10 protein-coding genes and 1 pseudogene are annotated in these 12,671 nt (G+C 70.0%); 5 read left to right on the top strand and 6 right to left on the bottom strand.

Annotation, left to right across the window (positions count from 1 at the left end):
- Nucleotides 1-138 precede the first annotated feature (138 nt).
- Both ABTY62_RS26760 and ABTY62_RS26765 read left to right on the top strand, forming a co-directional pair.
- On the top strand, nt 139-603 hold the full coding sequence (locus ABTY62_RS26760) for an ATP-binding protein (RefSeq protein WP_352131958.1): 465 nt from the start codon (nt 139-141) through the stop codon (nt 601-603).
- Nucleotides 600-827 carry a hypothetical protein gene (locus ABTY62_RS26765; RefSeq protein ID WP_352131959.1) on the top strand — a complete coding sequence of 76 codons (228 nt, stop codon included), beginning with the start codon at nt 600-602 and terminating at the stop codon, nt 825-827. Before ABTY62_RS26760 ends, ABTY62_RS26765 begins: the two co-directional genes overlap by 4 nt.
- Here the strand turns inward: ABTY62_RS26765 and ABTY62_RS26770 are convergent.
- Together ABTY62_RS26770 and ABTY62_RS26775 are read right to left on the bottom strand one after the other, a co-directional pair.
- Entirely contained in the window at nt 824-3,115 is a 2,292-nt protein-coding gene (locus ABTY62_RS26770) for a tetratricopeptide repeat protein (protein WP_352131960.1), read from the bottom strand. The genes ABTY62_RS26765 and ABTY62_RS26770 overlap by 4 nt on opposite strands.
- A complete protein-coding gene (locus ABTY62_RS26775; RefSeq protein ID WP_352131961.1) occupies nt 3,112-3,549 on the bottom strand; it encodes a hypothetical protein in 438 nt (145 codons plus the stop codon). The genes ABTY62_RS26770 and ABTY62_RS26775 overlap by 4 nt, the downstream gene beginning before the upstream one ends.
- Nucleotides 3,550-3,771: 222 nt before the next feature.
- Here ABTY62_RS26775 and ABTY62_RS26780 point away from each other — a divergent pair, with 222 nt between their 5' ends.
- Nucleotides 3,772-4,461, top strand: coding sequence for a hypothetical protein (locus ABTY62_RS26780; RefSeq protein ID WP_352131962.1), 690 nt, complete (start codon nt 3,772-3,774; stop codon nt 4,459-4,461).
- A gap of 24 nt (nt 4,462-4,485) precedes the next feature.
- Here the strand turns inward: ABTY62_RS26780 and ABTY62_RS26785 are convergent, their stop codons facing one another.
- The 3 genes and pseudogenes from ABTY62_RS26785 to ABTY62_RS26795 form a co-directional block, all read right to left on the bottom strand.
- The gene (locus ABTY62_RS26785) at nt 4,486-4,683 is read right to left on the bottom strand and encodes an aldo/keto reductase (protein WP_502997522.1); all 198 of its coding nucleotides are present in this window, start codon (nt 4,681-4,683) and stop codon (nt 4,486-4,488) included.
- Between the two features lie 99 nt (nt 4,684-4,782).
- Nucleotides 4,783-5,668 (bottom strand): annotated as a pseudogene (locus tag ABTY62_RS26790) (bifunctional helix-turn-helix transcriptional regulator/GNAT family N-acetyltransferase).
- Between the two features lie 40 nt (nt 5,669-5,708).
- The gene (locus ABTY62_RS26795; RefSeq protein WP_352131963.1) at nt 5,709-8,777 is read right to left on the bottom strand and encodes an NACHT domain-containing protein; all 3,069 of its coding nucleotides are present in this window, start codon (nt 8,775-8,777) and stop codon (nt 5,709-5,711) included.
- Between the two features lie 490 nt (nt 8,778-9,267).
- Between ABTY62_RS26795 and ABTY62_RS26800 the strand changes: the two genes are divergently transcribed.
- On the top strand, nt 9,268-10,131 hold the full coding sequence (locus ABTY62_RS26800; RefSeq protein ID WP_352131964.1) for a M23 family metallopeptidase: 864 nt from the start codon (nt 9,268-9,270) through the stop codon (nt 10,129-10,131).
- A 55-nt stretch (nt 10,132-10,186) separates the two neighbouring features.
- Here the strand turns inward: ABTY62_RS26800 and ABTY62_RS26805 are convergent, their stop codons facing one another.
- On the bottom strand, nt 10,187-10,807 hold the full coding sequence (locus ABTY62_RS26805; RefSeq protein WP_352131965.1) for a TetR/AcrR family transcriptional regulator: 621 nt from the start codon (nt 10,805-10,807) through the stop codon (nt 10,187-10,189).
- A 159-nt stretch (nt 10,808-10,966) separates the two neighbouring features.
- Here ABTY62_RS26805 and ABTY62_RS26810 point away from each other — a divergent pair, with 159 nt between their 5' ends.
- Nucleotides 10,967-12,604 carry an MDR family MFS transporter gene (locus ABTY62_RS26810; protein WP_352131966.1) on the top strand — a complete coding sequence of 546 codons (1,638 nt, stop codon included), beginning with the start codon at nt 10,967-10,969 and terminating at the stop codon, nt 12,602-12,604.
- The last annotated feature ends 67 nt before the right edge of the window (nt 12,605-12,671 follow it).

Below are 12,671 nucleotides of genomic sequence, written 5' to 3' on the forward strand. Positions count from 1 at the left end.
CCGTGGGTGTGTGTTCGGTCCACTCGATAGGGGGAGTGGGTTGCAGATCTGATGAGTCTATCCCTACAGTGTGTGTTGGCTGAATCACGTAGGGGATCCGTCAGATCCCTCACCTACGGAACGCCACGGAGGCGTCTCATGGGAGTACACGCAGAGCCGGGCGCGGCCAGCCCCGGGAATTCCATCGGCGGAACCGAGCAACTTCCGCACCAATACACCTTGTCCGCCCCCGGCATCCCCATCGCGCCCAGGCTGTGCCGAGACTTCGTACGCAACCTGCTCATGGCCTCCGGGCTGGCCCAACTGGCCGACGCGGCAGCGTTGTGCACATCAGAGCTGGTGACCAATGCGCATCAGCACGGCAAGGGAGACGTGCGGCTTGCCGCCACCATCGAGTGCACCCGCGTGCGGGTCGCGGTCCATGATGACGGCCCCGCGTTGCCGTCACCCCGTCGCGCGGCGAGCGACGACACACATGGGCGCGGCTTGTTTCTGGTCACCGCGCTCTCGGATGTGTGTGGCCTGACGGTCGACGAACAACTCGACGGCACGGGCAAGGCCGTGTGGTTCGAGCTCAGTCTCCCGCCGGGGGCCAAGGCGTGAACGCACAGGCTCCCGGCGAGCGGGTCGCCGGCATCATTCGGGAGGAGTTCGCTGCGCTGGGCGTGTGGCTTCCCGACATACGTGCGGACCTTCGTGACCCGCAGCGGCCGCTGTTGGTCGTCGGGACGGTCCCCCTGGGGACCGGCTTCGCGATGCTGCGCGTGCTCGCGGACTACCAGCGGCTGTTGAAGGCCGAGCAAGCCCGTTTCGGCAGGATGCGTTAATCACCTGCCAACACTTGACGCACCCGAAGCGTGGCGGCGTGGTCCGGGCCGAGAACTCGCTCACACAGGGGGAAGGCTTCACGCGCCAGTCTTTCGGCCTCATCCGTTTGCCCCGCGCGAGCGAGGTAGTCGGCCAGTTCCGAGTAGTTCTCCACGAGGAAGGGGTGCTCAGGCCCGAGTACTCGCTCTCGTGCTTCGATGCAGCGTCGAGTCAGCAGGATGGCCTCGTCCCAACGGCCGAGCGACGCCGTGACGAGGCCGAGCAGGGCCGTGACGGCGAGCGTTTTGGGGTGGGCCCGCCCCTGGATTCGCTCGCGGTCGGCAAGTGCTCGTCGAGCGAGTGGTTCGGCCTCTTCCGCTCTGCCGAAGTGGGACACCCCGAACGCGTACGTATGCCTGGCCGCGAGTGTTGTGGGATGGTCGCAGCCCAGGTACTGCGTACAGTCTTCGACGGTCTGCGGAGACGTCCGGTCGAATTCTGCCTCTTCCTTGCACACGGCAAGACCTTCGATCAGCATCGCCCGGCTGCGCAGCGCCCTGGGATGCTCCACCCCCAAAGCGCTCCGCAGCCCATCCGCCGCGCGACGCAGCAAGGACAGCGCCTCAGCCCGCCGCCCCAACCTGAAGAGCGGCTGCTGGAGTCCGTGACAGGACTCAAGCGTGTCGGGGTGGTCGGACCCCAGGACGCGTTCGCGGACGCGCAGCACCCGGCTATGAACCTCCTCCGACTCCGCGATGCGACCGAGCCGGAACAACGAGCGCCCCGCGCGCTGCTGCGCACTCAACGTCAGACGGTGCTCAGCGCCGAGTACCCGTTCCGCCGCCCCCGCGGCCTCCTGGGCCAGGGCCAGGGCGGCGGCGTAGTCACCCGTCTCATGAACGCGTTCAGCGAGGCGTACGGCCAACCCCACCACCCGTTCCGCCGTCCTAACGTCGCCCTCGCGCAGCAACCGCACGGCATGCGGCACAAGCAGCGCAACGATCCCGCCTCCGACCCCGCCGTCCGCCGGAAGCGCCGCCTCCAACAGCGTGGCCGCCGCCTCCGTCAGGGCTGGGCGCTGTTCGACGGGCGTGCCCGAGGTGACGCTGTCGAGGAGTACGCCGTGCACCTGGACGCAGCGCACCGGCTGGTCCCCATCCGTACCCGTACCGCCCGGCGCGGAGACGATCGCGGCGAGGGAGTGGTCGAGCAGCCCCCGCAACGCCGGTTCGACGCGTACGGCGTCCAGCAGGCCCGTCGCGCCCAGCGACGCCGGGGCCAGGACCGCGAGCGGCAGTGGGTCCGGGCTCCAGCAGGACAGGAGCCGTAGCAGTGTCGTCGCTTCGGGGAGGCCCTGGTCCGCGAGGGCGTCGAGCGACAGATGCCAGGTGCGGCTGACCAGGTGGCGGGATTCGGAGCGGCCGGAATCCAAGGCCGCGCCCTGGTCGATGAGGGCGGTCGGGTCGGCTTCGAGGCGGTCTCGGTACTCGTCCATGGACCAGGACTCCAGTAGCTGTTGGTGCAGGTAGGACCCCGCGAGGGTCAGGGCGAGCGGGAGACAGCCGAGGCGGAGGGCGATCTGTTCGGCCGCCGCCGGGGTGCCCGCGTGGGGCGCGAGGTCGCACAGGACCTGGGCCGCGTCCTCGGTGGGCAGCACCCCGACGGGGTGCAGGACGGCGCCCCGCCAGGCGCGCGAGGTGGCGTAGCGGGTGGTGACCAGGACCGTGCCGCGCGGGCTGGGGCGCAGCCAGGCGCCTTGCTCCAGGATCGCCGGGTCGTCGGCGTTGTCGATCACCAGGAGCCAGGGTTCGGCGGAGTGGTCCAGGTGGTGCCAGACGAGGTCCGCCGCCGCGCGCTGCCCGCTGTGCGCGGCGGCCAACTCGCCGGGGCCCGCGCCCCGGTCAGCGGCGACGGCCAGCATGCCCGCGCGCAGGGACAGCCGCTCGGAGGCGTTGACCCAGAGGCCGATTCTGGCCCGGTCGCGTACGGCCTCGGTGAACAGGGCCTGGGCCACTGCCGTCTTGCCGCAGCCGCCCATGCCGTGCAGGACGTGGATCTGTCCGCTGTCACCACCCACTGCCGTACGTAATCGCCGCATCAGGTCCGCCCGGTCCCGCAGGACGGCCGGGGCACGGCCCACCAAGGGGACGCGTACGGAGTCCGGGCCGGGCCCCGGGGCGGTCGTCCCGGCGAACAAGGACGTGCCGTGGTGATGGTGTTCGGTGATGTGCTGGTCGCCGGCCGACTGGAAGACCCGTCCGTGCCCGGAGGCCTGGCCTTCCGCGTACGGGGGAGGCGGGCCGCTCACCGCTCGGTGATGTGCTGGTCGCGGCCCGCCTGGTAGACCCGGCCGCTGCCGGAGGCCTCGGCTCGCATATGAATGGTTGTGTTCATCGCCTGATCGTTGCCCGGCAGGGCCGGGCTCAACTCGTCCAGGACGCGGCGCAACTCCTCGACGACCTCCGGATGCGCGGCGAGGAACCGCCGCATGCGGCCCGCCCACTCCTCGCTCAGCTCGCGCTGGGTCTCCTCGTCCTCCGAGCCGTCCGCCGCGTCACGCGCGGCCAGAAGGTCGTCGTGCGTGGTCTCGAGCTCGCCGTCGATGCCGTCGGCGCGGTCGGGCTGGGCCCGGCGCCATAACGCGACGATCCGCTCCCTCGTGCGCTGCCATGCGTCGGTGGCCATCAGGGCCACCACGGTGGACCCGGCTGTCCGCGCCAGATCTGCGATCTGCGGCTCCATTGTGTCCCCTTGCCCCCCTCATCCCTGCGGACGTCGGCTTTTCACGATACGTCGGCCGGTCCGCCCGTCAGGCGGTTTCGTCGAGGAGGCGGCGGTGTTCGGCGGGCAGTCGTCCGGGACGAGTTCGCCGCGCTGGGCGGGGGCTTCCCGTCAGTCCAACGCGGCCCCGTTGATACCCTGCGATCTTCGCCGGTCGCCCGGACGGAGTCCCGGCAGGTCGCAATGTCCCACTCCCAGCAGCAGCTCACGACAGCCCTCGACGCTCTGGACCGTGCGTTTGCCGGTGAGGAGCCCTTCCCCGTCCAGGGGTGCACATATTGCTACGGCGAGCAGGACCTCGCCGAGCTCTCCGGACCGCTGCACCTGATATCCGACGACATGGTCACTTCCGTGGCCATGGAGGTGCCCAGCCACTGGGACGACTTCCCCAGACTCTTTCGCCGTCTGACCCCACGCATCATCCGCCCCGTCGTCACCGGCCAGTTCCACGTCGACGAGAACCTGATCGCCTCCCGCTTGCTGGAGGCGGGCTGGACCACATGGGACGCGCCTTTGGCCGACGCCCTCCGTGACGTCTGGTCCGCCTGGTGGGCGGCCACCCTGCACACCCACCCCAGCCCCGTCTCCGTCAGGGAGACCCTCAGCCTCATCACCGTCGCCACCGACACCTTGCGCCCCTGGCTGGACCTGTGGACCGCCACCCGCACCCCAGCCGCTGACGCCCACCTGGCAGACCTCGTCGACGACGTGATGTTCGAGTTCGAGATCACCGACTTGCGCATGGGTTTCTACGACGAGTACCACGCCACCCCGGAGCTGTTGGACTGGCTCCTCACCGACGTGCGAGACCGCGTCGACGACGCGCGCCTCGACGAGCCGTATCTCCTCGCGCACCATCGGACAGCCGGCTAGCACCGCCCGGCGCGGAGACGGCCGTCAGGCGGTCTCGTCGAGGAGGCGGCGGTGTCCGACGGGCAGTCGCAGGCGGGATGCGGCGAGTGCTTCGTCCAGCTGTTCCGGGGTGCTGACGCCGACGATGGGGGTGATGGCCGGTTCGCTGCCGCTCAGCCAGGGCAGGACGACCTGGTTGCGGCTGACCCCGAGTTCCCCGGCCACCTTGTCCAGGGCCGCCAGTCGCCGGGGTCGACGGGCTGGGCGCCGGCCTTGGCGTGGTTCCCAGCGCGAATGGGCTTGAACGCAAGGGGGTTGCTGGGGGGCCTCGGTCTTCGGCGATCAGTCTTTGGTGATTCGCTTCTCGAACCAGTGGTCGGCGTACGGCTCGTCGTTGAACGCCGGGACCTCCTCGAAGCCGGCGGAGTGGTAGAGGCCGATCGCGGCGTCGAGCGCCTTGTTGGTGTCCAGGCGCAGCACGTCGCGGCCGTGCCGGGCGGCCCGCGCCTCCAGTTCGGCGAGGAAGCGGCGGGCCAGGCCGAGGCCGCGGGTGCGGGGCGCGACCCACATGCGTTTGATCTCGGCCGGGGCGCCGGGCGGCAGCTTCAGGCCGGCGCAGCCGACCGGTGTGCAGCCGGGCGACCAGGAACAGGCCGCGCGGCGGACGGAGTTCGCCCGCGTCGGGCAGCAGGCTCCGCGCGGGGTCGAAGCCGGTCTCGAAGCGCTCCTGGAGCTCGGTGGAGTAGGCCAGCAGACAGTGCTGGGCATCGGGGTGGTCCGGATCGACCGCGTCCAGGGTGACCGTCGCGGCGGTCAGCAGCCGGTCGACCTCGGCCATGGCCGCCACCAGCCGGGTGCGCTGGGCGTCGTTGAGCGGTTCCAGCAGGGAGCCGGCCAGCTCGTCGCTGCGGCGGTCGAGCGTGGCGCGCTCCGCGCGGCCCGCCTCGGTGAGCCGGACGGTGCGCACCCGCCGGTCCCGGGGGTGCGGCTCCACCGTCACCAGGCCGTCGGCCTCCAGGGAGCGCAGCAGCCGGCTGGCGTACCCGGAGTCGAGCCCGAGGCGCTCGCGCAGCCGCCGTACGTCCTGGCCCTGGTCGTCGATCTCCCAGAGCAGCCGGGCCTCGCCGATGGGCCGGTCGCGGCCCAGGTAGTGGTCGTGGAGCACGCCCACACGTTCGGTGACGGTGCGGTTGAACCGCCGCACCTGGTCGATCTGTGCAACATGCATTCTCTGACCGTAGTCAGAGAATGCATGTGATCGCCAGCTGTCACGTGACGTCGGCGGCGGGGCCGATGGGGTCGGCTGGGAGGCCCGTGAGCCTTGGCGCGGTGGCGTACCTCTTGACGCGGACGTCGGTGAGTGAGTCGGCGCCGGTGATCTCCGCGCGGGCGATGGTGACGGCCTCAAGGGCGGCAAGCCCGGCGAGGGGGGTCAGATCGAGTCGGCCTGTCTCCTGGCGGTTTCGATAGGTGATGCTCAGCTGCCGGAGTTCGGGGAATGTCTCGGCGATCCAGGTGGCGTCCAGGTCCGGTCCGTGGACATGTAGGTCGAGCCAGGTGATCCGGTGGGGGAAGGAGCGCGACGGAAGGCTGCCGCCAGTGATATCGATCTTCAGCTGCCGCAGCGTCGTCAGCATGCCCAGCCCGATGGGGAACGACGATCCGGCCGGACTTTTACGCAACGGGGCAAAGTCGAGGCTCTGGAGTGACAGCTCGGACAGCGGCGTGAGGTCCCGGGCCATGGAACATCGGGTCAGGACGAGGGTGCGCAGGCCCGTCAGATGGCTCAGGGCACTCAGGTCGGTGAGGACGTTGTTTCGGTCCAGCCTCAGATGGGTGACCTGGGCGAGGGAGCGGCTGGTGCGCAGCTCGTCCTCGCTGAAGTGGCCGCGCAGCTGGAGTTTGGAGACGCCACCCATGCTGTCGAGCAGACGCAGGTGTTCCTGAGTCTCGGCCACGAAGTACAGGTCGTCCGGGGCCAGGCGCGCGATCACCTCGGTGAAGTAGCGCTCGGTGTCGAACCGTCCCCAGCTCGCGGTGAGCTGTGAGCGGACCAGCAGCGCGGGGTGGTCGGTGAATCGGGACAGATAGGGGATAGCGGCGTCGGTGCCGACGTGGCAGGCGGCGACCACACAGGAGTAGGCCTGATCGTCGGTGAGGTCGGCCGGTGGCGGCAGCAGCTCCAGGACGAGCGGGCCCACCGTGGCCAGCTCGCGGGCGCGCGACGCGCTCAGGGGCGGGATGAAGCGCTGGGCGTCCGCGGTGACGGCGTCGCGCACCTTGGAGATCAGGTCGGGCGCGTGTTCCAGGCAGGCCAGGGCGAGCAGGGAGACGCGGAGCGCCGTCTGGGGGCTTTTCCTGGCCAGGTCCAGCAGCTTGTTGAGGATCTTGGCCCGTTCGCGTGGGCGGGCGTGGGCGACCGCCATGCGGATGACGTCCTCCCACTGGGCGTCGGTGGCGTGCTCGACGAGCAGCCCGAAGTCCTCCTCCTCCACGGCCGCCTTCGCGCCGAGGAAGTCCTGGAACGTGCGGTGGACGAAGTCGATCGTGCCGACCGTCGGCTCGCGGAGCAGACCGCTGCGCAGCAGCAGATGGTTCAGGATGCGCGGGGCATCGCCGAGCGCGGTGGCCGAGGGGACGGAGGAGAGGGCGTCGGCGATGATGCGCTCCGCCCGGGCGCGGTCGAGTTCGGCCTCGCCATTGCGGATCAGGTAGTAGGCCAGCCGCTGGAGAAGCTGGACCTGCGGTTCCTCGTCGAGCTGGACATCGCCCTGGGTGTAGATATGTCGCTCGGTGTCGCGCCGGGCGAGGAGCATGGACAGCGCCGCGTCGTACAGCGCCTTGCGGCCGGGCGGCAGATAGCCGTTGCGCGCGCGGTGCAGGGCGCAGATCAGACCGCACATGAGGGGGTTGGTGGCGAGGCGGCCGAGGTCCGGCTTGGTGCGTACGGCGGTGTGGAGGGCCGACTGGTAGCCGTCGAGGGCGGCGCGGTCCTCGGCCTTGCGGCAGGTGGCGCGGGCGGCGTCGTGCCAGCGGTCGATGAAGGCACCGAGATCGTCGTGGCTCATGGGGGCCAGGGCGAACTCGGTGAAGTCCTGGGCCCCCAGCCAGTCGTCGGCCACGGCGGAGGGGCGCGAGGTGACCAGCCAGAGGTTGTCGGGGTAGGCGAGGAGCAGATCGCCCAGCCAGTCGCGGGTGCGCTCCCGGTCGCGCTCGGGGATCTCGTCGATGCCGTCGATGAGCAGCAGCCCGCGCCCGGCGGCCAGCACGCGGTCGGCCCAGCCGGTCGGCTGAGCGCCGTGCCGGGGGTTGTGGACGGCGGCGAGGAAGCGGTCGGGGGTGGGCAGGGCGTCCTGGCGGGCGATGGTGCGCAGGGGCAGAACGAAGGGGACGCGGCCGATCAGCTGCTCCATGCCGCGCGGCGGCTCTTGGCGGGCGGCGCAGACGGCGAGCCACTGGACGAGGGTCGTCTTGCCGGAGCCCGCGACACCGCGCAGCAGGACCCGGCTGTGGCCGGACAGGGCTTGGTCGGCGGGGACGGGGGCCTCGGGGGCGGCGGCGGCCTCCCCGTCGAGGGCGGCGACCTCCCCACCGTGCGCCGCCGGGGCCCGGTCGCGCGCCGCGGTGATCGCCTCCAGGCTCAGATACGCCGCGTCCAGGGGCCAGCTGGCCTCTGCCTGGCTGAGGTCGATGCCGACGATGGTCAGCGTCCCGTACTTCTTCTGTACGAAATCGGCGTAGTCCTTTTCGAAGCCCGCGTCCTCGGCCGACTGGGAGGGGATCCGCTCGATCAGGATGTCGATCTTGGTGATGAGGTCGGTGAGCTGGCCGCTCTGTTCGACCAGGGTGCGGGCGACAAAGGTCGAGCGCTGGGTGAAGAAGTGCAGGATGTGCAGGCAGGCGGTGTGCAGGAGGAGGTTGTAGAGGCGCGAAGCGGCCAGGGAGAGCTGGTCGTCGGGGCGGTCGGCGGCCTGCCGGAGGTCCTTGGCCAGCAGCGCCGGGCCGAAACGGACGGCCTGGACGTCGTCCATGGCCAGATCGCCCAGCCCGTGGAGGCTGCGGGCCAGGGCGTCGACCAGCACCTCGTCCTCGTCTGCGGGGATTGGCCGCTCGCCCTCTCCTGCGGACTTCACCGCGCGCTCGACGAGCTCGGCGGCGATCTTCTGGAGGTTCTTCTCCGTCAGGGTGCGCTTCTCGCCTTTGAACGAGACGAGCCCCGAGACGCGGACCGGCCTGTCGACCAGACCCGCGCCGGGCCCCTCCTGCCGGAAGAGCTTCTTGATCAGCGGCATGACGGCAGCCGAGGTGAGGCGAGCGCCAATGGTTGCGGGATCCACGTCCCCATCCCCCCGATGGTTTGTGCGGCGCGACGGCCGACGGCTTCTGATCGGACAGCGTACCGGGGCCGTAAGGTCTTTGGTCCCGAAACGGACATCGAAAGGCGGGGACGGACGATCGGCGATCTTATGGCGCGGTGATATGGCCCACAGATCACTCGCGCCCTACTACGGAAAATAGTGAGCGCCTTCGACTATGGGGCGCGCGTACGGCGCGTGCGGTGGTCCGAGTTTCCCGATGTGATCACGAGGCGGGGTGTTCGGGCAGGTCAGAGGGGTTTTCGGAGGTAGGCGTTCCGGATTCTTGGGTGGGTGATCACGGATATCGGACCGGGTCCGGGGCGCTGGTCGAATTGCGGGTGCGACCGCTTTTCGTACGGCGCGGATTAGTAGTGACAGGGGTTGGCCTCATGGCCCGGGCGGGTTACCAAAGAACGTCTGTTCCGGTCCCCGGCCGGGACTCACCCATGTTTCTGGAGGTAGTCCCCCTATGTCCCCGCGCGCCAAATCCCATAATTCGAGCAAGTCTGTTCTGCGTACTCGCGCCGCCGTGCTGGTCGCGGGGATGGGGGCCTCGCTGGCGCTGGGGGCGGGGGTCGCGCTCGCCGCGGACGCGTCGCAGAGCAACAGCGTGCTGTCGGTGACCCCGGCCGGTGAGGTCGGCAAGTCGGTGATGGCCCAGGCCGACGCCCTCCAGAAGGCGATCGACGCCGAGAAGGCGGCCGCGAAGAAGGCGGCGGCCGAGAAGGCCGCCAAGGAAGCCGCGGCGAAGAAGAAGGCGGCGGACGAGAAGGCCGCGGCGAAGAAGAAGGCCGCTGAGCTGGCCGCCGCGAAGAAGAAGGCGGCGGAGGAAGCGGCCGCGAAGAAGAAGGCGGCACAGGAGGCCGCGGCGAAGGCCGCGGCGGCCGCCAAGAAGGCGGCCGAGGCCAAGGCCGTCTCCTGGGAGACGCCGGTCGCCTCGGTCCACATCGGCGCCGCCTTCGGGCTCGCGGGCAACCTGTGGTCCCACAACCACAGCGGACAGGACTTCGTCGTGCCGTCCGGCACCCAGGTGCGTGCCGTCCACGGCGGTGTCGTGGTCAAGGCCGGCGGCAACGGCGCCGGTGACGGCCCGGCGTACGGCAACGCCATCGTCATCAAGCACGACAACAACACGTACTCCCAGTACGCCCACCTGTCGCAGGTGAAGGTGTGGGTGGGCCAGACCGTGACGACCGGTCAGCTGATAGGCCTGTCCGGGAACACCGGCAACACCACCGGCCCGCACCTGCACTTCGAGATCCGCAAGACGCCGAACTACGGCTCGGCCGTCGAGCCGCTGGCCTTCCTGCGCGCGCACGGCGTCAAGATCTGACGCGTCGCCGCTAGGGCGCCGGCCCTCCCCAAGTCACGCCCCGGACGCGGGCCCGTCAGGACGCGTCCGGGGCGTCGCCAACCCCTTCGCCCGGGTGTGCCTGTTCGCCCGGGTGCGCCTGCGCCAGCAGATCGAGGGCGACTTCGAGGACGGCCTTCCGCTTGTCCTCGGGGTCGGCCTCGATGTGCTGCATGGCGAAGATGGCCGTATGCATGACGAAGAGGGCGCTGAGGCTGCGGACCTGGTCGGGCAGCGGGGCGTCGGGGTCCCTCAGCAGGTTCGTCATGGCGATCATGCGGTCCTTGAGGGTTTCGCCGGGGCGCAGATGGCTCATCGCGGCCTGGTTCTGCTGCATGAAGCGGAACAGCGGGAGGGCGCTCTGGAGGGCCACGCTGTAGCGGCGCACCAGCTCCTGCTTGGTCTCCAGGGTGCGGGGCTGCTGCCCGCCCCAGTCGAGCAGCTCGTCCAGCGGCCTGGCCAGGTCCTGGAACAGGCTGATGAGGATGTCTTCCTTCGTCTTGAAGTGGTAGTACAGCGCGGCCTTGGTGACGTCGAGCCGCTCGGCGATCTCGCGCAGCGAGGTCTTCTCGTAGCCCTGCTCGGCGAACAGCTCCATGGCCACGTCCTGGATGCGCTGCCGGGTGTCGCCCCGGCGCGCCTGCGGTGTGCTGCCCATGGTGCTCTCCTGTGGTCCTGGGGCCGCGCGCGGCCGAACAAAACTTACTTGACGCCCGGCTAGTTAGCGTCGTACCTTCTCCACTGTACTTAACTAGCCGGGCGGCAAGTAAGTAGCCGGGCACAGCAAAACGCCGCACCCCAGGGGGAAGTGGAGATCATGTCCCAGAATCAGTCCGGAGGCGGAGCGTCAATCGCGTCGCCAGAGCCCAGCGCGGAGGCGGCCGAAGCCGGCCCGCAGACCCCGCCCGGTCGCAAGCCCCGTTCCACCGGCGTCGTGATCTTCGCACTGATGATCGCCATGCTGCTGGCGATGCTCGACAACATGATCGTCGGCACCGCGATGCCGACCATCGTCGGCGATCTCGGCGGGCTCGAACACCTCTCCTGGGTGGTCACCGCGTACGCCCTGGCGACCGCCGCCTCCACCCCCATCTGGGGCAAGCTCGGCGACATGTACGGGCGTAAGGGCATGTTCCTCACGTCCATCGTGATCTTCCTGGCCGGTTCGGCCCTGTCCGGCGCGGCCCAGGACATGGGACAGCTGATCGGCTTCCGGGCCCTCCAGGGCCTGGGCGCGGGCGGTCTGATGGTCGGTGTGATGGCGATCATCGGCGATCTGGTCCCGCCCCGGGAGCGCGGCCGGTACCAGGGCATGATGGCCGGTGTCATGGCCGTGGCCATGATCGGCGGACCGCTGGTCGGCGGCACCCTCACCGACCACCTCGGATGGCGCTGGATCTTCTACATCAACGTCCCGCTCGGCGCGATCGCCCTGGCCGCGATCACCGCCGTCCTGCACCTGCCGAAGAAGCGCGCACAGGCACGGATCGACTACATCGGCGCGGCGCTCCTCACCATAGGAATCACCTCGCTGGTGCTGATCACCACCTGGGGCGGCAACGAGTACGCGTGGGACTCGGCCCAGATCATCGGGCTCGGCGCGCTGGGGGTCGCCTCGCTCATCGCCTTCGTCGGCGTCGAGCGCCGGGTCGCCGAGCCCGTGCTGCCGCTGCACATATTCCGTAACCCCAACTTCTCGCTCATCACGGTGATCGGCTTTCTCACCGGCTTTGTGATGTTCGGGTCGATGACCTTCCTGCCGCTCTTCCAGCAGACCGTCCAGGGCGCCTCGGCCACCAACTCCGGCCTGCTGCTGCTCCCGATGCTGCTGGGCATGCTGGTCGTCTCGCTGATCGCGGGCCGGGTCACCACCCAGACCGGCAAGTACCGGATCTTCCCGATCCTCGGCGGCGGCCTGATGGTGGCGGGCATGTTCCTGCTGGCCCAGATGGACACCGGCACCACCCGCCTGACCTCCGGCATCTACATGGCGGTGCTCGGCGCCGGCATGGGCTTCCTGATGCAGACCTCCATGCTCATCGCGCAGAACAGCGTCGAGATGAAGGACATGGGCGTCGGCTCCTCCTCCGCCACCCTCTTCCGCACCCTCGGCGGCTCCTTCGGTGTCGCCATCCTCGGCGCGCTCTTCACCAACCAGGTCAAGGACACGATGACCGAGCGGGCCGGGGAGAAGGGCGCGGCGATCACCTCCGGCGGCGCCAACCTCGACCCGGCGATGCTCCCGAAGCTGCCCCCGGAGATCCGGGACGCGTACACCCACGCGGTCGCGAACGGGGCGCACCAGGTCTTCCTGTGGGGCGCGGTGATCGCGATCGCCGGCTTCCTCGCTGCCTGGTTCATCAAGGAGGTCCCGCTGCGCGGGGCGGGCCCCAAGGCCAAGGAGGCCGACGCCCAGGCCCCGGCCGACCAGACGCCGGTGGTCGAGGCGGTCTGACCCGGAGGTACGGGCGAGAAGCCCGAACGGCGTGAGGCGCGGCCGGTGCGAGATGCACCGGCCGCGC

Source organism: Streptomyces sp. NPDC097640 (assembly GCF_040302705.1).
In the GTDB taxonomy this organism is placed as follows: Bacteria; Actinomycetota; Actinomycetes; order Streptomycetales; family Streptomycetaceae; genus Streptomyces.